The following is a 19,895-nucleotide window of genomic DNA, read 5'->3' as shown; positions in this document are numbered from 1 at the left end:
CAGGCCAGAAAACAGAACTTAGGTTAAATAGATATCCTAATCATCGGGCATGCCATTGCTAAGCCATTCCTGTGCATCTGAAACCGCTTGCAGGGTACTTTCCCCCACAACGGATTCTTTCTTCCTCATCTTGATTCCCCTTAAAACCGCGGTGTCTGCCTGAGTCCGGAAGGAATCATAACTGTCATTGCTTAGTTCGGTGATGTAAAACCGGCCATCGGCCTTTTTGATTCTTTCATAAAAACTCTCCAGCACTTCCGTCAGTGTAGCCCCTATGTTGTTGCGGCCTCTCAGTTCCAGAATAATGACCGGATGCTTCGTTTCCGGCGTTATTTTCGGCCATTGGTTCTCCAGTATCCGGGCCCCGGCAAAATGCAGGTCGCCTTCCACTGCGAAAATGTGGACTTCCTTGTTTTCTATCTCCGCGGGCACGTCTATTTCCTCAAAGCGGCCATCCTGTAAAAGCTGTCTTCGGTGCAGTTTTACCAAGCGGGACGAGGTGAAAAAATAGAGGATAAAGGAAATAAGGACGCCTGTCAGGACTGCATTTTGAATGGGCAGGAACAGGGTAACCAGGAAGGTAGAGAAAAGCCCGATTCGGGAGGCCCACCCGGCATTCCATATCTGTTTGTTTTCCTTGAATTTCAAAGAGCTGGCCATGGCGAAGATCATGACGGCGGCCAGCACTGGCATGGCCACCTGCCCCACCAGATTGGGCAGTAGCAAGACCAGCGCCAGCACCAACAAGCCAGAAATAATCCCCGCCCACCGGCTGCGGGCCCCCGAAACGATGTTGATAGAAGTGGCACCCAGTGAACCGCCTACGCTTATGCCGCCGGTAATACCGGAGGATAAGTTGGCGATGCCCTGGCTAATAAAGTCCTTGGAGGTGTTGGACCGGGAGCCCCCCGGATTGGGAACGCTTTGGCTGACCCCGGCCGCCTGAATTATGATAATCAAGGCCAGGGAAAGTGCTCCGCTAAAAAGGGTCGGCTCTAGCAGGGAAAAATCCGGTAGCCGGAGCGGGGGCAACCCAGAGGGGATTTCCCCCACATTGCGCACCACCTCCACGTCGGTCCACCCCATGAAGAAAATGAAAAGAGAGGGCAGAGCAATGGCCACGATGGCTGATTTGTTGCCCAAGGGCGTTCTAGGCAGCAGTAGCATGAGGAGAATCGTGACCACCCCTGGGACTAACGAATGCCAATTGGTAAGGTGGATGTTCTTAAACAGATCCACCGTTTGCAGAATCTTATTGGAGCCTTCCACAGGAAAGCCAAAAACAGTGGGCAACTGGCTTAAGATGGCGAGAATGGAGATGCCGGCTAAAAAACCGATCATGACGGAATAGGAAACAAACCGCACCAGGTTGCCCAGCTTCAAGAGGCCCATCAGAATCATGATGGCCCCGGAGAGCAACACCAGCAAAATCAGGGCGTCCGGCCGTACCTCTTCCGGATAAGTTTGGGAGAGCTGGTACAGCAGAAAAGCAGATGCACTGGTGGTGGATATAATCATCAGCTTGGAGCTGTTGAAGACCCCGCCAACAATGCTTCCCCAAACGGCCGCAAACAGGCCCATAATGGGGCTGACCCCCGCCAACAGTCCGCAAGCCATGCCGTCCGGGATCCTGTTCATAGCGCCTGTCAGCCCTGCGTTGGCGTCGTCTTTGAGGGAAGAGCCTGATGGAAGTTTGCGAATGAGGGCTTTTACCGTTTTCCGCAGTTCCACCTCTCCTGGAAGGGTATCTTCCGGGGTTTTCCCTTCCTCTTCCTGGTTCCTATTTTCCGGTTCTGAATGCATGCGAGACAAAGCTTTATTTGGTAAGGCTGTTGCTTGCTTTCTTTAAGGAGGATGAAAGCCCGTCAGGAATTTGGGTGCACCAGTTTCCTTTTGGGAAACACGATTTCCACTTTATTATCCTTTGATAAATATTTGGCAATCCCAATCAACATGGCAATTCCCAGGGCGTTGGCAACCGTAATCAACACCAGCACCTCTGGGTGCCCGCTGAAATTCTGAGCCGCAATGATCATGCTGGCGGCGGTATTCCGCTGGGCCGTACCTAGGGCCCCTATGTCCTCCAGATGGTCTTCGTTGTCATGCCCTCCCATCAGGTACCCAATCCCGAAAGCACCCAGAATATAGGCGAGGGCAATGAGCAGGGCCCCTTGCCCCATAATCTCTTTCAATTCTGGAAAGTAGCCCACTAAGGTGGCAAACAACATGAGGTATAAAGCCCAGTTGCCTATTTTAGCTACCCAGGGCTGGGCGAATTCCATTATCTTAGGCAGGAACTTTACAAGCAACCACCCCAGCACCATGGGGAATATCAACTGCTTCACCAGGGTCCAGGCCAGCATAAAGCCGTCGATCTCTATTTCCGGCAGAACCAGGGGCAACAGAAGCGGTACTAGAATGATGGTGCCAAGGATAAGGGTGATCATGGTACTGGCCCCCAGTTCCAGGTCGTGCTCTGAGAGCTGCGTGAGTTTAATCAGGAAAGGGGCGCCGGCGCTGATCCCGAATATAGTAAGGCCCACACCAAGGTAAGGGTCAATGGGAAAGAGCTGCAGCATGCCCCACATAAGAGCGGGTGCTAAAATGAAGTTGGCTATCAACATGCGTATCCCAAACTTCTTGTTTCTAAGGCAGACCAGGATGTCGCTCGGCTTTTGGGTCAAGCCTACGTTGAGCATTGTCAGGAAAACAAAGACCGGCAAGGCAATTCCTGATATCTTGATTAAGATGGCAAACATACTTTGAGAGGTTTAATCGCCTAAGCCTGTTGGCGCAGCTTTTTTTGACCCGGCACCCTTCTTCTTTACATTTTTCCCCATCCGGTTTCTTGGGCCGAAGCGGAAAAATTCCTCAAACCCTAATTTCTGCAGCGCTGACTCGCCGTTGGATTCTATATAGCCAACGGAAAGCGCGTAGGCTTCCCAATCTGCTTTCAGCTCCTTGAATTTTTCAGGAAACTGGCTGGCCACATTGTTTTCCTCCTTCAGGTCTTCTTTCAGGTTGTATAGATGCCATTCGTCGCCCTTCCCATAGGGGGGCGGCATGAAGATGAGTTTCCAGTCGCCTTTCAGCACGGCTTTGCATTCAGTTATCTCAAAACAGAGTACATCAAACGCGTTTCGCACGTGTTGTTTTGTTTCTTCCTGCAGATAAGGTTTCAGGGAGGTGCCATAGAGGGGTTTCAGGCCTTTTTCCGCGGGCGTATAAGATATATTGGCATAGTCTAAAATGGTGGGCAAAATGTCGGTGACATGCAGCGTTTCATCTGTGACCACTCCCCGCCTATGTACCCGGTGCCCGGAAACAATGAGGGGCGTTTGGGTGCCTCCTTCATAGGTGGTTACCTTAAAGTAAGACAAAGGGGTGTTGGCCGTCTCTGCCCAGCCGCCGCCTATGGAAATAAAGGAATTGATCTTCCCGTAGTTCTCCAGGCGGTTGTCATATTCCTTCGCAAGCGATTCTTTGGTATTGGGGGTATAGAATGTGGGATCTTTGGGGTTGGCCCCGTTGTCAGAGAGAAAGAAGATAATGGTGTCATCAAACTGGTTTCTTTCTTTCAGATGGGCAAACAGGCGCCCCAGATTCCAGTCCAGGTTTTCTATCATAGCGGCATAGATTTCCATTTTGCGGGCTGCCTCCCTGCGTTCTTCGACCGTTAACTCCTCCCACTTTTGGAATAGGCCACTACCTTGGTTGCGGGTAAGTTCATCGGGGATCAGGCCAAGCTTCTTCATCTGTTGCAGGCGTTTTTCCTGGATCATATCATACCCACCATCATAGACGCCTTCGTATTTAGTTAGCCATTCATCTGGTACATGCAAGGGGTCATGGGGGGCGGTAAAGGCCAGATAGCCAAAAAAGGGATTATCGTCCTCCTGCTCTGACACGTATTGTATCATTTTATCTGTGTAGTAATTGGAGGAATAAAAATCGGCAGGCAGGTTCTTGACCGTTTTCCCGTCTTCAGAGTATTTGGTGTGCGGCTGCTCAAAGGGGCTCAAGGGCCTTTGGTCATTAAAGTGGCTGGCGCCACCGCCCAAGAAAGAAAACGTCCGTTCAAAGCCCCGGGAATGGGGCCGCCGGCCTTTCTGTTCGCCCAAATGCCACTTACCCGCCATGTAGGTATGGTACCCGGCTTCTTTTAAAATCTCAGGAATGGTTTGGATGTCGCTGTTCAGGAACCCTTCATAGCCGGGCTGCATGTATTGGTTGGTGGCATGGGCGGTGGGCATGTTACCCAATCCGGCGTCATGGTTATCACAACCTGATAGTAACATAGCCCGGGTGGGGGCGCAAAGGGAGGAGGTATGGAAATTCCGGAACCGGACACCGTGGTCTGCCAACTCCTGAATATGTGGGGTCCTGATTTCGCCACCAAACGGTTGGCAATCTGAATACCCCATGTCATCTACCACTATGAGCAGGAAATTGAGTTGCCGCTGACTATTCATATGAAGTAGGTATAGTTAAACTTTAAATTGAAATCCCCTTTTTCTTATCAGCGGATCTTACATCCTTATACTCCGGTGACCTCACCCAATCGCTATAGGATTTACTGTTTTTGCCTTTCTTCTATGAATTCATGCCTCTGAGAATTCATGCCTTTGATGTATGGTCTCAAACAAAGGCATACTACTGGTGATCTTGCTTTGTCAACACCGCGGACCAACAACTACAATCAAAATAGCTAAGCTGTCAAATTTTCTCTGGGTTATCCCTTTTTGGGAAAAGAGATAAATGTGGTTAGGTTCTTACACTAACGTATTTAATGGATAAACGTATTTAATTAATAAACAATCGTATTAAAACAACAAATCTGGGGGGGGTAAGGTGAAGCTCCAGGTAGTGGCAATAACCACCGAAGGTGAGCCAGTGGAAATTGAAGAAGTGGAATAACCGGAACTCGCGGCTGACGAAGTTCTCGTTAAAATCCTCTCGTTAAAATCCTCTCGTTAAAATCGTAGTGAAACGGTTTGTCGTACTGATGCAGAATCAATCAATCAATGGAGAGGAACCCCATTTCTGGCTGTACTGGGTCACGAAGGGGCAGTAAACATAGAAAAGGTTGATTCGGGTGTTATGACTGTGCAACTTGGGAAGCATGTGATTCTTTCTTACTCCTACTGTGAGGAATGTTTGGAATGCTTTACCAGACATCAACAAAGTCTTTTGAGGAGTCCAGAATCGGTGAAGCGATTAAACCAATCGTAAAGATAAGTCAATAAAACACTTCCCCTTTGTTGCTTTAGAAATCATCTGATGAGCATCCTAATTGCAGCTTAGATAGCAAGGTCAAACTTGTCTTTACAGCCCTTATGCTAAAACCCTCAGCTAATGGGAAAAAATATAGAGCCACATTACGACAACCTGATCATTGGGTTTGGCAAAGGAGGGAAAACCCTGGCTGCCTGGCTGGCTAAAAAAGGGCAACAGGTGGCCCTTGTTGAAATGTCCAATAAAATGTATGGAGGGTCTTGTATCAATGTAGCCTGCATTCCTACAAAAACATTGATAAAAAAGGCCGAAGAAAAGGTGCCTTATCAAAAGGCCTACGGTCTGAAAAATGATCTGACTTCTTTTCTCAGGGAGCTTAATTACGAGAAAATTGAAGAGTTGCCTGCGGCAGCCGTTATTACAGGAAAGGCCTCTTTTGTTTCTCCCAATGAGGTGTTGGTAAAAATCGGGGAGAGTAAGGAGGAAAAACGAATCACGGCCGACCGGATTTTTATCAACACGGGCTCTAAACCTTTTGTACCGCCCATACCAGGGATAGACACTGTCAAAAATGTTTACACCAGTATTTCTTTGCTGGAGCAGTCCAGGCTGCCTGAAAAGCTGGTCATCATTGGCGGGGGATTTATTGGGTTAGAGTTTGCCGATATGTATGCCAAGTTCGGCGCAGAGGTAACGGTACTGGACAGCGCTGAGGAATTTTTGCCTAAAGAAGATAAGGATGTGGCAGAGGAAGTTTTTAAAGTGTTGACAGGCAGAAAAATAAATATCGTTACGGCGGCCACCGTTCAAAAAATAGAGAACACAGACCATGATAAAGTGCGGGTTGAGTATAAAAAGGAGACTGGGGAAACGGTCTTCTTAGAGGCCTCGGCTCTCCTGGTAGCTACCGGCAGAAAACCAATGACAGAGGGCCTCAACCTGGAAGCCGCTGGTATCAAAACAGATAAAAAAGGTTATATCGAGGTAGATGCGTCGCTTAAAACGAATGTCCCTAATATATGGGCAATGGGTGATATCAACGGTGGTCCCCAGTTTACCTATATTTCCTTAGATGATTTTCGGATCATTCGGGACCAGTTGTCAGAGGCAAAGTATACCTCAGTTGAGCAGCGAAAACTGGTCGCTTCGTCGGTTTTTATTACACCTCCCTTAGCGCATATTGGTTTGCGGGAGCGAGAGGCCCTTGAAAAAGGTTATGAGATTAAAGTAGCCAAGCTTCCGGCCGCCAGTGTGGTAAGGGCAAGGATAGATGGCGACACCAGCGGTTTGTTAAAAACTGTGGTGGACACGAAAACTAATAAGATTTTAGGTTGCACCCTGTTTTGTACCGGGGCAAACGAAATGATCAATACCATTCAGGTGGCCATCAACTGCGGACTGGATTACAAGGAGGTTAGGGATACCATTTACACGCACCCGTCCATGGCAGAAGCCTTCAACGATCTGTATGCTCAGATTTAAAACCAAAGCAAAACCACTGAAAGTCAGGCCATGCTAATGCATCTTTCCTTAGTTGGCAAAAGCCAGGCATTTCCAATGTCAATGTGGTGTCCCAGAAGGCAAACAGTCCTCCAGCAACTATATGGCAACATGGAATTCAAATTCGTGAAAGAATCAGTTTTCTTCTTTCATGATTACGCTTATATCGCCGTTCCGCTCTATGCGGGCTATTCTAATTTTGCTCACGTCATCTGTATTGCCATTGAGACGAAGCGACTGAATTACGTCTTGTTCGCTTAGGTTACTTTTCTTCATGGCATCGTGTAACAGTTCACCGTTTCTTAGAATCACCCTATCGTTTCCCTTGATCAAAGCCCCAAAATCATCTGAATAGGCCGCAACCAAAGAAAAGACCCGGTGCAGGAGGATTAACAGAAGGCAAGCCGCCAAAATGTGCAGGAAATAATCAGAATCAGTGATGGCACGGCTCAGTAAAGACCCTATGATAATGGCAAGGACGGTATCAAAGGCAGATATCTTCCCTAAGAATCGCTTCTTCCCAAGCCGGACCAAGGCAATCCCAATGATATAAATCAACAAGCTGCGCACCAGAATATGCAAAACCGAAAGTTTATCTGCCCCTATGCCCACCGCGCTTTCTAGTAGCTCTTGTAAAGACTGCATTTTGGTTACATTAAATAATCTGAACCCTGGATTTTTTCTTTCATTTGGAAAGGCCGCTGGAAGTAATGGTCTCTTATTCTTAACTGGACACAGGCTTCTGTTTATTTCTTTCCTGCATGGGCAGCCGTTTCATAGGCAATTTTTTAAAAACACACCCAAAATCCTTGCTCTTTGACGGCCACGCATACACCTGGTAAGGGGAAGAGGTTAGTGGCTGGTAGGAAGACGGAGTTCAATCAAGCCTAGACCAGTAGGTAAGGATAACCTAGTATCCTGTGCAATAAAGCATGGTCCTGACGGTTTTACATTGATTTTAAAAATTGCCCTCATAATCACTACCGCCCAGTTCCTGGGTGGCATCACCAGCCGCAGCTGAAAACACAATCCCAACCAATGCTCCTGCTATAGGTCTACAGCCCAACGGCCTTTCTTCCAACTTAAAACCACTTTCAGTATCATTTGCAGCTCTGTCTATTGCTGGTGTCAAAGCAACTGGCCCGGCCTATAGCTTAAAGGTGGTTTGCTTCCCCTCTATTCTACGGTGGCAAAGAAAGGCTGGTAAGAAAATAATGTTTTGAAATTGTGTTTATGAAAGACTAAAAGTAACGTTTTAAAGAAGCAAAACGTTGTAGAATAGGAGTATCGCTCCTTTCGCTATAAATAGATATTGGTTTGCACTGGCTTTTGTAACACTAACAGGTCTTTGAATATGCACTTATCCCCAAGAGAAACAGAAAAGTTGCTGCTGTACATGGTAGGTGAAATAGCGATAAAAAGGAAAGAGCGGGGCATCAAGCTCAACTACCCTGAGTCTATTGCCTTTATCAGCAACCGCTTGATAGAAGGGGCCCGGGAAGGAAAAACGGTGGCCGAACTGATGCAATACGGGGCTTCTTTATTAACCAGGGAAGACGTGATGGAGGGTATTCCGGAAATGGTGAAGGAAGTGCACGTAGAAGCCACCTTCCCTGATGGAACCAAGCTCATACCGGTCCTGAACCCTATCCGCTGACACCATAAAAATACTTGATATGATACCTGGGGAATTCTTTATAGGAAAAGGAGAGATCATCTGTAATGTAGGGCGGCCTGTGGTATCGATCACCGTGGTGAATACCGGCGACCGCCCGGTGCAGGTGGGGTCACATTGTCACTTTTTTGAAATAAACCGGCAAATGCGTTTCAACCGGGGCAAGGCTTTTGGCATGCGCCTAAATGTGGCAGCCGGCACAGCGGTGCGTTTTGAGCCAGGTGAGGAAAAGGAAGTAGATCTGGTGTCTATTGGCGGTGCCCGGCGGGTTTTCGGGATCAATAATCTGGTGGGCGGCGATACGGTGCTGGAAAGAAGCAAAGCAGCAGCAATGAAACGGCTGGAAGAAAAGGATTTCAAAAACGAAGCGATATGAGCCTGCCCATAGATAAAGTAAGATATGCCCAGTTGTTCGGGCCTACCGTAGGCGACAAGGTACGGTTAGCCGATACTGAACTGATTATCGAAATAGAAAAAGACCTTTGTGTGTACGGCGATGAAAATAGGTTTGGGGGCGGCAAAACCATCCGTGACGGGATGGCGCAATCCTCCAACGCCATGCGCAGCGAAAGTGTCCTGGACCTGGCCATAACGGGAGTCATTATTATTGACCACTGGGGCATCATCAAGGCAGACATTGGCATCCGGAACGGGAAGATTGTCCACATAGGGAAGGCCGGTAACCCAGATACCATTGATGGGGTAGAGCCCGATATGATCATAGGTGCTGCCACTGAAGTACACGATGGAACCGGCTTGATAGCAACGGCGGGCGGCATTGATACCCATGTGCATTTTATAGCAACTGATCAGATTGACCATGCGTTGTTCAGTGGAATCACCACTATGATTGGCGGCGGCGTAGGCACCGCAAGCGGCTCTACGGCCAGTTCAGTAACCCCGGGCTCCTGGAACCTGGAAAAGATGATCAAATCAGTGGAAGCCTTCCCCCTGAATTTTGGGTTCCTGGGCAAGGGAAGCAGTTCCGCCACTGGTCCTCTGGAAGAGCAGATTGAAGCTGGTGCCCTGGGGTTGAAAGTGCACGAGGATTGGGGCGCCACCCCTGCCGTGCTGGATGCCGCTTTGATAGTAGCCGATAAATTTGACGTACAGGTGGCCCTTCACGCCGACAGCCTGAATGAGGCCGGCTTTCTGGAGGACACCATCAGCGCCATCAACGGGCGGGTAATCCATATGTTCCATACCGAAGGGGCCGGCGGAGGACATGCGCCCGATATCCTTAAATCGGCGATGTTCCCGAACGTGCTACCCGCCTCCACCAATCCAACCCTGCCCTTTACAGTAAACACCATAGACGAACACCTGGACATGCTGATGGTTTGCCACCATCTAAGCAAAGAGATTCCTGAAGACGTAGCTTTTGCCGATTCACGCATCAGACCTGAAACAGTGGCCGCCGAAGACGTGCTGCACGACCTGGGCGTGCTGAGCATGACCAGTTCAGACTCACAGGCCATGGGCCGGGTGGGCGAAGTAGTGATCAGGACCTGGCAGGTGGCAGACAGCATGAAAAAGCAGCGGGGCCCCTTGGAAGAAGATAAGGAGAATAACAACGACAATTTCAGGGTCAAGCGCTATATCTCTAAATACACCATCAACCCGGCCATCACCCACGGCATAGCAGACTACGTGGGATCATTGGAGCCGGGAAAATTGGCGGACATTGTACTATGGAAGCCGGCTCTGTTTGGCGTGAAGCCCGAAATGATTATCAAAGGGGGAATGATTGCCGGGGGCGGAATTGGAGATCCTAATGCCACGATCACCACCCCACAGCCCGTTCTTTTTAGGCGCACCTTTGGCGCATTTGGAGGAGCCTTGCCTGATATCTGTGCCACCTTTGTGTCCAAAATATCCATTGAAAAGGGGATTGCAGAAAGGTATGGCCTGAAAAAAATGATCCTTCCCGTATATGGGTGCCGCAATATTTACAAAAAACACATGATCCATAACGGTGCTACGCCCAATATAGACGTGGACCCTGAGACTTTCCAGGTTCGGGTAGACGGGGAACTGGTTACCTGTGAACCTGCCCATGTGCTGCCAATGGCGCAACGCTATTTTGTTTTCTGATGGTGGCATTTGTTACTACTTCCCTTTTTAAGCCAGGAGAAAAGCATTTCTAAGACCCTCCTTTCTTCCCCCAATACATGGTTATAGATAGGCAGTTTACCATACGGTTTATTGCTATGCTTCACGTTCGGCTGGCTGGAATGGCTTTATAACTGCAGGCATCCATTACCTTCTAATTGTAAATCACCATGTACGGCATGAATCTTTACCTGAAAATGACCACTTCTCTGGTTGTAGTGGCCTGCCTACTCTCGTCAGTAAATGTAGTTGCACAGGAGCAATCCCTGAACCGTACCCAAGAGCCAGAAACACATGCGTTCAAGCCTTTTAGGATGAGCGCAGTGTTATACCATACCTACATAGGGACCGAGACCTCAGATGGGAAAGAACTGCTCATTGTTCCTTCTGTTGGCCTAGACCTGGAGTACTGGTTTAATGAGAAGTGGGGAATAGGCTCCCACAATGATTTAGAGCTGATCAGTTTTGAAGTGGAGGATAGAGAGGGCACCTTTATTGAAAAAGAAACTCCTGTTTTGCTTACCCTGGATGTACTCTGGAAACCCTGGAAAGGATTGGTTCTGTTGGCCGGCCCGGGCGTGGAATTTGAAAAAGAAGAGAACCTGTTTGTGATCCGTGGTGGCCTGGAGTATGAACTGGAACTGGGGTCGCATTGGGATGTAGCCCCAACCATCTTCTATGATGCCCGCAAAGATGCCTACAACACCTTTTCCGTGGGAATAGGCATAGGCAAGCGCTTCTGAGAGGGGTATTGGTACAGGTTAAAAGCCAACCTAAAGGATAGTAGAACGAGTGCCAATTGATGGTACTGGCAAGTTTTCAGCCTCAGATTCTAGCGGGCGGTGATAAGGTAAGCGCCAAGGCAGTACCCCACCCTTTTTCAGGGGCTATTTCTGCTTAAAAATAGACAACCCACCTTTCCCTTGTCTATGCAGGTAGGTTCAGTGCTAGGGCCTTGCATAGACCCTTATGGGTGATTATTGGTAAAAGGTATTTCTCCTGTCAAGGAGGAAAAGTAACGGGCAAACCAGTCTCAGTTAGATGTTGAGCCGCAGGAATACGGTGGTACTTCCATTTATATGGGATAATAAGCTGGCCTTCAAAACAATTGCATGGAAAACCACTACCTCATCAGCCTGTTGCATCTCTCTGACCCTACCTTGCCCATTGGTGGTTTCTCCCATTCCAACGGTTTGGAAACATATATCCAAAAAGGCACCGTAAATGATGCGGCTTCGGCAGAAGGGTATATAAAAAGCATGCTGACCAATAATATCAAGTACAATGATGCAGCTTTTGTTAGACTGGCGTATGACGCAGCGGCTGGTGGTGAGGTGTCTGAAGTAATTCTGTTAGACCAGGAATGCACGGCACTGAAGAGCGCCCGGGAAATCAGGCAGGCAAGTATAAAAATGGGGGGCAGGCTCCTTAAAATCTTTAACCGACAAACCGAACACCCACTGGTACAGAAGTACCATGAAGCAATCCTGCAAAAGGAAGCTGCCGGGCACTACTGCATTGTTTATGGCCTGTATGCTTGTCTTATGCATATTCCTGCCGAAGAAGCTTTGTTGGCCTTCTACTATAACGCGGCTGTTAGCATGGTCACCAACTGTGTGAAATTGATTCCGCTGGGGCAGGTGGAGGGGCAGAATATTCTATATCAGCTTCACCCGCTGTTTCATCAATTGGTGCAGGAAACGCTTGGTCTGGAGAGGGGGGCGGTGGGCATCTGCAACATTGGGTTTGATATCCATTGTATGCAACATGAGCACCTCTACTCGCGGCTGTATATGTCGTGATTTAGAGAAATTCACCCAAAACCATCTGTCTTCTGATAAGCTTTAACCAGTTGCGGATGAAAGGAACTCTAGAAAATCAAGGTGGTAGACTGGGTTTGGCATTCCCGCGTGGATTTACGTTAAAATGTGAAAACTAAGCTGAAAACTGATGAAGCAGGAGGGCGAAGGGAATATTTAGTAATGAAAGTTCAGGGTTTACAGACAGCAATTGCCTGTTATCAAAAGAAAGAATCATTGGTATGAAATAGAGGGCTATCCATGAAGGCGTCAGCATTATCCTGGCCGCGGGAATGGTTGGAATTATAAACCCAAGTTACCAGAAGATACTTCTAACTTCAACCTACTGAAATGATTAGCCAATTGACGATTGTTGCCGGTCTCAGAAAAGAAAAGTCTTTTTTGAAAGACACGTTCTTTACTCGGCCTTTTCGGGTCGCCAATGTGGGGCAATACAAAACCGATAGTGGCTTATACCTGATGGTCATGAGCTCCTCACCGGGGATGCTGGATAACGACCAATACGATATTTCTATCAAAGTGGAAGCCGGTGCCCGGGTACAACTGCAATCGCAGGCCTACCAGCGGCTGTTTCAGATGCAGGCAGGCGCCACCCAAAAGCTGGAGATTGTGCTGGAACCCGGTAGCGCCTTCAGCTATGTGCCCCACCCTGTGGTGCCGCATCAGAATTCAAAGTTCAAAAGCCATACTACTGCCTACCTGCAAGACGATTGTACATTGTTGCTCAGCGAGATAATCACCTGCGGCAGAAAACATTCTGGCGAAGCGTTCCTGTTTACTTATTTTCAGAACCTGACAGAGGTTTATTATAAACAGAAGCTGCTGTTGAAAGACCATACCTTGCTTCAGCCGCAGCAGGTACCGCCGGGCCTTATTGGGCAGTGGGAGGGCTACACACACCAAGGTTCCCTTGTGTATCTGAATACCAAGGGAAAATCCGTCCATGCCTACATGGAGAAGATCAGAGAGATGTTAGGCGAAGAAAAAGGCCTTTGCTTCGGACTGTCTGAGACTGCTGGCAATGGGTTCGTGCTCCGCCTCCTGGGCAACGGCGGCGAGCAATTGTTTGCCTGCTTTCAGCGGGTGCAGGTCATGTTAGAGCCTACTACCCTTTCGTAAGTCAATGGCTGTTAAAGAAGATGATCCGTCAGTTTGCAAGGAATAAAACACTAAGAGCAATCTTTACTGCACGCTTAGTCCGCCGTCTATTATCTGGGTGGTGCCGGTGATAAACTGGCTGTCATCGCTGGCCAGAAACAAAACCAGTTTTGCGATCTCCTCCGGGTCAGCATATCTGCCCAGCGGGATGGTTTTTTCCAGTTCTTTTTTGGCTGCTTCGGCCTGGCCCGGCGCGAAGCCTTCCTCCAGAGACCGCATCATCCGGTTATCCACCGGGGAGGGATGCACTGAGTTTACCCGGATTTTTCGGGGAGCTGCCTCTACCGCCACCGCGCGCATAATCCCCACCACGGCATGTTTACTGGTAATATAGGCGCTCACATTAGGGCTACCATTGATTCCCGCCACTGAAGAGGTGTTGATGATACTTCCGCCATCGTTCATTTGGGCCAATACGTACTTAGCGCCCAACCAGGCTCCTTTCACATTGACGGCGATCACCTTATCAAACATCTCCTCAGGGTATTCGGTAATTGGTTTCACCACCCCTTCTATGCCGGCATTGTTGAAAAACACGTCAATTTTGCCAAAAGCATTGACAGTTGCTTCTACATACCGTTGCACATCTTCTGAACTGGACACATCAGCGGCGCTGTACTGTACGTTTTCGCTGCCAAGCTCTTCTACTGCCTGTTGTAAGGCGTCTTCCTTCAGGTCAACCAGCATTACTTTGGCTCCCTCGTCTAAAAATAGCCGGGCGGTGACTTTGCCTATGCTGCCGGCACCTCCCGTGATGATGGCCACCTTGTTTTCCAACCTTTTCATATCATAGCCCATTAAGGTAAGTGTAATAATTGCCTCATAGTTAGATTATTAGGTACGAGGCCTCTTCTGGAACGTTGTAAATCACACTTTTGTGGTTTTAAGGTGGACGGAACTAGCTCCACCGCCAAGGCTTTGTTATTTTGATAGAGGATGACAAGGGCTCTAACAGGTTATAAGCAAGGCCTGAGAAAGGCCAAGGCGATGGCTTAGAAGATGATAGGAGAAAGCCGATACCTTTAAAAAATTTTGGCAGGAAGACTTGTTACCAATTCCCGGCAGGAAAAGGAAAGTAACCTATCCATTTCTAAGAAAGCTAAATAGAGAATGGTTTGTGAGGAGCAAATATTTTCATCCTGTTTCCTGTCAACCGGGTATATAGTAGGATGGAATATGATGATAGTAAGGGGAAATATAAACGGTTGTAAGTAAGAAGACGGAATGACCCGTGTGCATGGGCTGTAGATTATCTAACTCTGAAGCGGATGCTGGCTTAAATCCTTACCCCGATGAAGTTGTTCAGTTATTTAATCAGCCCCCACTTTCGTCAGGTATTGCCCTTGGCTCTCTTTTTTTTGGCTGTAAGCCATGCAGAAGCCCAGGAACAGAAGCAGGAAAAGGGGTTGGAAGTCTATGGCTTCATCATGATAGATATAGGGTATAATTTCCACCAGCTGGACCCTGTCTGGTTTGATGCCATGGTGGTGACCAAACTTCCCCAGTATAAAAATCAGTTTGCGCCAGATGGGAATATGTTTTTCAGCGTTCGGCAAAGCAAGTTGGGATTCAATAGCTTGACTCAGACGCCCTTGGGCAAACTGAGAGGTAAGTTTGAGTTTGACCTTTATGGATCAGGGCCAGAGGTAGGTCAAACCACCTTTCATCTCACCAACGTCTATGTAGAGCTGGGTAGGTTTATGCTGGGACAAGCGGAAAGCACCTTCACTGATCCTGATATAGCCCTTAACATACTGGATGCCGGAGAGCCCTCCAGCCGGCCATTCCTCCGTACCATCCAGGTGCGTTATACCCATATAAGGGAGCAAGGCAGATGGGCTATAGGATTGGAGCAGCCTGGCGCTACTTCTGATCAGGGAATTTATGCCAACCGAATTGAACTGCAGAATGTGAGGGCTGAGTTCAAAGCGCCGGACCTTACCGCCGAATACCGTAGAAAAATCAAGAACGGGTATATTGAATTAGCCGGTGTACTAAGATGGATCAGGTGGGAAAACACAGTCTACTCCCCTATTGACCTGAGTGGAGATGAAATAGGGTGGGGTTTTAACATCAGTTCCACCCAGCGGCTGGGGAGTAAGACCTTTTTCAAGGGGTTATTGGTTTATGGCAATGGCATTCAAAGCTATTTAAACGATGCCTCTTTTGACATTGGTATTGAAAATAACCTGGATAATCCCTCCACTCCAATAGTTGGAGTTGCCTTACCGGTGGTAGGTGGGTTCGCCTTCCTGGAGCAAAAATGGAACAAGACCTGGAGCAGTACCATGGGCTATTCCAGGGTGCGTATCTACAACTCAGATGCTCAGGCAGCCCATGCCTTCAAAAGGGGGCATTATGCCCTCTTCAACGTGCTGTACCAACCTTTTTTCCAATTTTTGGCTGGCGCGGAATTGCAGTGGGGGCAAAGGAATAACTTCAGTGATGGGTTTAGTTCTTCTGCTGTTAAAGTGCAGCTTTCGCTTAGATACAGCTTCTCCCATGCCTTTTATGAGAAGGTGCCGGAATGGGCGCCTTAGGTGAAACTATTTCCCATTCAACCATCAGTATTGAACCCCCTTGCTACAAGCCAATGGACCAGAGGCTACCTATAGGTTTGTCTGATGGATGTTCCAGCCACTCTCCTGTCTTCCTTTATTTTCTAGCTGTTCCTACCGCCCTGCCAGCCATGCCTTTGCCTGGTGCCTACCCCTTAAGGGAGACATTGATTAGAAGAAAGGGCTATTTATCTGGTAATTATTGAGAAATAGAGGCAAAATCTTCATCCTGTTTCAAACCAACGTGGTATATATAGTATCCCCAATGTTAAAATCTTATGGTAAACTATAAAGGTTATGAGAAAGACACTGATTATCATTGCAACCGTGCTAGGTGGCTGGATGTTCCAGGCCTGCGGTCAATCCGACACCCGGACTGAGACTGACACGAAGACAGGATCCGAAACAGAGACGGTGACAGATACTGACACAGACACAGAAGCTGACACAGACACAGACACTTCTCCCCAAGCCCAGACGAAGCAACCCAGTACCCCTCCTAAGAATGTCCCCAGTGTCTCCTGGGCGAAGAATGTCCCGGCAGAAGACGTCATCAAATGGAGACGCCATATCCACCAAAACCCCGAAGTCTCTTTCAAGGAAGAGCAAACGAGCAAGTACGTAGAGGAAGTTCTCAAATCTATCCCCAATATAGAAATCATTAAACCCGCTAAGACAAGCGTTATTGGAGTGCTGAAAGGCGCCAATCCTGGGAAGACTGTAGCCTTCCGGGCAGACATGGACGCTTTGCCCATGCAGGAGGATACAGGCTTGCCTTATAGCTCGAAAGTGAAAGGGGTGGCGCACACCTGTGGCCACGACGCCCATACCGCCATGTTGCTGGGTACCGCCGCTACCCTTTCTAAAATGCGGGACCAGATAAATGGAACCGTCTACTTTATTTTCCAGCACGCAGAAGAGACCCCACCCGGAGGGGCTTTGGATATTGTCAATTCAGGGGCTTTGAAGGACGTGGAGGCCTTTTTTGGAATGCACGTGTTGCCCAATTTCCCTGCCGGTCATGTGGGTATTTTGCCTAACGGAGCTGCTTCAACCGCCCAGGACCTCTTCAACCTGACCATTATCGGGAAAGGTTCGCATGGCTCCAGTCCGCATTTATCAATTGACCCGATCGTAGTAGGGGCTGCCATAGTCAGTGCAATACAATCCATTGTGTCTCGGAATGTGCCACCGGGGGATATGACAGTAGTCTCCATCGGTATCTTTCAGGCGGGGAATTCTGCAAATGTGATACCAGCAAAAGCAGAATTGGCTGCAACCATTCGCACGACCTCAGAAGACACCAGGAAACTGGTGGAAACCAGGATAAAAGCAATTGTCGAAAACGTCACAAAGGCCTATGGGGCTACCTACAAACTCGACTACATCCGTGCCTATCCGGCCATCCAGAACAACCCTGCCCTCAATTCCCATGTCCAGAACAGTGCGGCGGCTGTTTTAGGGAAGGAACAAATTTTTAAGGCCCCTATGATGACGGCCAGTGAAGATTTTTCCTACTATGGCAAAATAGCTCCCGTCAGTTTTGTGACCCTTGGCATTGGTAAAGGAGCAGCTAACCACAATCCTGAATTCACGGTGGATGAAAATGCCTTGCAAAACGGGGTGAAAGCCCAAGTGCAAATCGTGCTGGACTACCTGAACAAGAATAAATAGCCTCCCGCGGGACCAAGGTTGAACTCCTATGAAAAATATTGAGACGTTCCTTTTCTTGACAGTCATGGCTGCCTTGGTGGTGGCCTGCAGTCAAGCCAAAAAAGAATCCCAGACAGAGACGGTTGCCGAGGCCGAAACTTCCCAGCCCAGCCTGGGGTACCGCTCTGCCAAAGTGCTGGAGGTAGACGGTCTACAGTTTAAAGACCTCAACCGGAACGGCCAGTTAGACCCTTATGAGAATTGGCGGTTAACCCCGGCAGAAAGAAGCAGAGACCTGCTTGGCAAGATGTCATTGGAGGAGAAAGTAGGCATGCTGCTGATTGCCGATATAGCTATGTACAATGAAGCGTTTATGCTGGAAGCCTCCGGGCAGACAAAACCCATCACCAGCGCGTTCAATGAGCAGGACATCGTCATTGACAAAAACCAGTTCACCGGTGAACCACTCCCCTTCCCGGTCATGAACAGGGTAGGCACTACCAAAGGAATCCTGCAGCACAAGATGCGGCACTTTATCTGGCGTACCACCACCGCCCCCGCTGACACCATGGCCCGTTGGGCCAACAAGGTACAGGCGCTGGCGGAGAGCGATAGCCTGGGCATACCGGTGCTGTTCGCTTCCAATCCCCGTAACCACATCACTACCGGGGCCTTAGGCGCCACGGGTTCCACTACGGTTGGCTTCTCTAAATGGCCCTCAGAAATTGGGCTGGGAGCCATGGCTGATTCTGCCATGGTGCACCGGTTCGGGGATATGGCCCGGCAGGAATGGTTGGCAGTAGGTATCCGCAAAGGGTACATGTACATGGCTGATCTGGCCACCGAGCCCCGCTGGCAGCGCATTGAAGGCACCTTCGGCGAAGATCCCGCCCATGTTGCCCAATCCATCGCAGCCATCACCCTAGGTTTTCAGGGCTCCAGGTTGGGTCGGAATTCGGTAGCCATGACCACCAAACACTACCCGGGCGGAGGATCCGCTTACAAGGGGTTTGATCCGCACTACAGATATGGCCGGTTTGCTGTTTTCCCCGGGGGGCAGATGGAGGAAAATATGCGCCCTTTCCAGGCAGCCATCAGGGCTGGCACGTCTTCCATTATGCCCTATTACTCGCTCCCAAAGGACACCAAGTATGAGGAAGTGGCCTATGCTTATAACAAGGCCCTCTTGCGCGATGTCTTACGCGGTCAAATGGGCTTCAAAGGAATCATCAACTCTGACACGGGTCCTATTGAATCTATGCCGTGGGGAGTAGAGAACCTCAACATTGAGCAGCGGTACATAAAGGCGTTGGAGGCAGGCACCAACATGTTTGCCGGCAACGCAGATCCCTTCCAGCTTCTTAAAACCCTGAAAGCGCATCCGGAGGCGATGAAGTATGTAGACGAATCAGTTACGCTGCTGTTGGTGGAGCTATTTCAACTGGGGCTTTTTGAGAACCCGTACGTAGACGAGGCGAAGGCGGGAGAAGTGGTGGGTAAGCAGGAATTTGTGGAGGCTGGAAAAGAGGCCCAGCGCAAATCTGTGGTGCTGCTGCGCAATGAAAAAATTGCCTTGCCACTGGCCAAAAACTCTAAAGTATACTTTGAGGAATATGCCAAGAACTATAGTAAGATGACCTCAGGGCCGGGGAAAGTGTATTCTAAGCAGTACGAGGGGCTAACCTTTGTCTCAAACCCCCAAGAGGCAGATGTGATCTTGCTCTGGGTGAAACCTACCATCCGGCCACTCTTCCCCTCTGATGATTCTCCTTTGCGGGTCAACCTTTCCAACTGCGCCGTGGATGTGAACTACATAAATACGCTCACCGCCCGCAAACCAACCGTACTGGTCATCAATTATGCCAACCCTTTTGTGATAGACGAGGTGTATAACGACCAGACCAGGAACCGATTCACAGGGGTGATGGCCACCTTTGGGGTAGAACCCGAAGCCCTGCTGGATGTGGTGACCGGGAAAACCAACCCCACCGGTAAAATGCCCTTTACTACGCCCGTCAGCCAGCAGGCCGTGGAGAACAACAAAGAGGATTTGCCTGGCTACAAAGAGGGCGATGGGTACGCTTTGTTCAAGTTCGGGGAAGGGCTAGGGTATAAACAGGTACAATAACGCAGGTTCTATGCTGGGCTTCCCTAATATGCACTCCGTGTAAGTGTAACACCACT

15 protein-coding genes and 1 pseudogene are annotated in these 19,895 nt (G+C 49.0%); 11 read left to right on the top strand and 5 right to left on the bottom strand.

The genetic code is table 11. From position 1 onward, the window contains the following. Window positions 1-36: 36 nt before the first annotated feature. The 3 genes from FOE74_RS00615 to FOE74_RS00605 all read right to left on the bottom strand — a co-directional run bounded on the left by FOE74_RS00615 (window position 37) and on the right by FOE74_RS00605 (window position 4,472). Window positions 37-1,803 carry a SulP family inorganic anion transporter gene (locus FOE74_RS00615; RefSeq protein WP_149096673.1) on the bottom strand — a complete coding sequence of 589 codons (1,767 nt, stop codon included), beginning with the start codon at window positions 1,801-1,803 and terminating at the stop codon, window positions 37-39. A 62-nt stretch (window positions 1,804-1,865) separates the two neighbouring features. Then, complete coding sequence (locus FOE74_RS00610) at window positions 1,866-2,759, bottom strand: bile acid:sodium symporter family protein (RefSeq protein ID WP_149096672.1); 894 nt, start codon at window positions 2,757-2,759, stop codon at window positions 1,866-1,868. 12 nt (window positions 2,760-2,771) lie between these two features. After that, window positions 2,772-4,472 (bottom strand): arylsulfatase, encoded by a 1,701-nt coding sequence (locus FOE74_RS00605; RefSeq protein ID WP_149096671.1) that lies wholly within the window; start codon window positions 4,470-4,472, stop codon window positions 2,772-2,774. A 529-nt stretch (window positions 4,473-5,001) separates the two neighbouring features. On the opposite strand from FOE74_RS00605, the pseudogene FOE74_RS21660 reads away from it, so the two are divergent. Continuing rightward, window positions 5,002-5,232, top strand: a pseudogene (locus FOE74_RS21660) (alcohol dehydrogenase catalytic domain-containing protein); the annotation flags it as partial. A 123-nt stretch (window positions 5,233-5,355) separates the two neighbouring features. Further along, complete coding sequence (locus FOE74_RS00595; protein ID WP_149096670.1) at window positions 5,356-6,717, top strand: FAD-dependent oxidoreductase; 1,362 nt, start codon at window positions 5,356-5,358, stop codon at window positions 6,715-6,717. Between the two features lie 153 nt (window positions 6,718-6,870). Here FOE74_RS00595 and FOE74_RS00590 read toward each other — a convergent pair whose 3' ends face one another. Further along, window positions 6,871-7,380, bottom strand: coding sequence for a DUF421 domain-containing protein (locus FOE74_RS00590; RefSeq protein WP_149096669.1), 510 nt, complete (start codon window positions 7,378-7,380; stop codon window positions 6,871-6,873). 709 nt (window positions 7,381-8,089) lie between these two features. Here FOE74_RS00590 and ureA point away from each other — a divergent pair. The 6 genes from ureA (at window position 8,090) to FOE74_RS00560 (ending at window position 13,461) form a co-directional block, all read left to right on the top strand. Further along, the gene (gene ureA / locus FOE74_RS00585; RefSeq protein ID WP_149096668.1) at window positions 8,090-8,392 is read left to right on the top strand and encodes an urease subunit gamma; all 303 of its coding nucleotides are present in this window, start codon (window positions 8,090-8,092) and stop codon (window positions 8,390-8,392) included. 19 nt (window positions 8,393-8,411) lie between these two features. Further along, window positions 8,412-8,786, top strand: coding sequence for an urease subunit beta (gene ureB / locus FOE74_RS00580; protein WP_149096667.1), 375 nt, complete (start codon window positions 8,412-8,414; stop codon window positions 8,784-8,786). Further along, a complete protein-coding gene (ureC, locus tag FOE74_RS00575; protein WP_149096666.1) occupies window positions 8,783-10,504 on the top strand; it encodes an urease subunit alpha in 1,722 nt (573 codons plus the stop codon). Before ureB ends, ureC begins: the two co-directional genes overlap by 4 nt. A 332-nt stretch (window positions 10,505-10,836) precedes the next feature. Then, window positions 10,837-11,265 (top strand): hypothetical protein, encoded by a 429-nt coding sequence (locus FOE74_RS00570; protein ID WP_149096665.1) that lies wholly within the window; start codon window positions 10,837-10,839, stop codon window positions 11,263-11,265. A 369-nt stretch (window positions 11,266-11,634) separates the two neighbouring features. After that, on the top strand, window positions 11,635-12,324 hold the full coding sequence (locus FOE74_RS00565) for an urease accessory protein UreF (protein ID WP_149096664.1): 690 nt from the start codon (window positions 11,635-11,637) through the stop codon (window positions 12,322-12,324). Window positions 12,325-12,807: 483 nt separating this feature from the next. Continuing rightward, the gene (locus FOE74_RS00560; RefSeq protein ID WP_262713736.1) at window positions 12,808-13,461 is read left to right on the top strand and encodes an urease accessory protein UreD; all 654 of its coding nucleotides are present in this window, start codon (window positions 12,808-12,810) and stop codon (window positions 13,459-13,461) included. A 63-nt stretch (window positions 13,462-13,524) separates the two neighbouring features. Here FOE74_RS00560 and FOE74_RS00555 read toward each other — a convergent pair whose 3' ends face one another. Beyond that, complete coding sequence (locus FOE74_RS00555) at window positions 13,525-14,286, bottom strand: SDR family NAD(P)-dependent oxidoreductase (RefSeq protein WP_149096662.1); 762 nt, start codon at window positions 14,284-14,286, stop codon at window positions 13,525-13,527. A gap of 572 nt (window positions 14,287-14,858) precedes the next feature. On the opposite strand from FOE74_RS00555, the gene FOE74_RS00550 reads away from it, so the two are divergent. The 3 genes from FOE74_RS00550 to FOE74_RS00540 all read left to right on the top strand — a co-directional run bounded on the left by FOE74_RS00550 (window position 14,859) and on the right by FOE74_RS00540 (window position 19,839). Next, window positions 14,859-16,040 carry a DcaP family trimeric outer membrane transporter gene (locus FOE74_RS00550; protein ID WP_149096661.1) on the top strand — a complete coding sequence of 394 codons (1,182 nt, stop codon included), beginning with the start codon at window positions 14,859-14,861 and terminating at the stop codon, window positions 16,038-16,040. Between the two features lie 315 nt (window positions 16,041-16,355). After that, entirely contained in the window at window positions 16,356-17,732 is a 1,377-nt protein-coding gene (locus FOE74_RS00545) for a M20 metallopeptidase family protein (protein WP_225840581.1), read from the top strand. Between the two features lie 28 nt (window positions 17,733-17,760). Beyond that, window positions 17,761-19,839 carry a glycoside hydrolase family 3 protein gene (locus FOE74_RS00540; protein WP_149096660.1) on the top strand — a complete coding sequence of 693 codons (2,079 nt, stop codon included), beginning with the start codon at window positions 17,761-17,763 and terminating at the stop codon, window positions 19,837-19,839. The last annotated feature ends 56 nt before the right edge of the window (window positions 19,840-19,895 follow it).

The organism is Rufibacter glacialis (genome assembly GCF_008271745.1).
Classification (GTDB): domain Bacteria; phylum Bacteroidota; class Bacteroidia; order Cytophagales; family Hymenobacteraceae; genus Nibribacter; species Nibribacter glacialis.
Note: the sequence above shows the minus strand (reverse complement) of the source record. Positions and strands in the feature narration are given on the sequence as shown.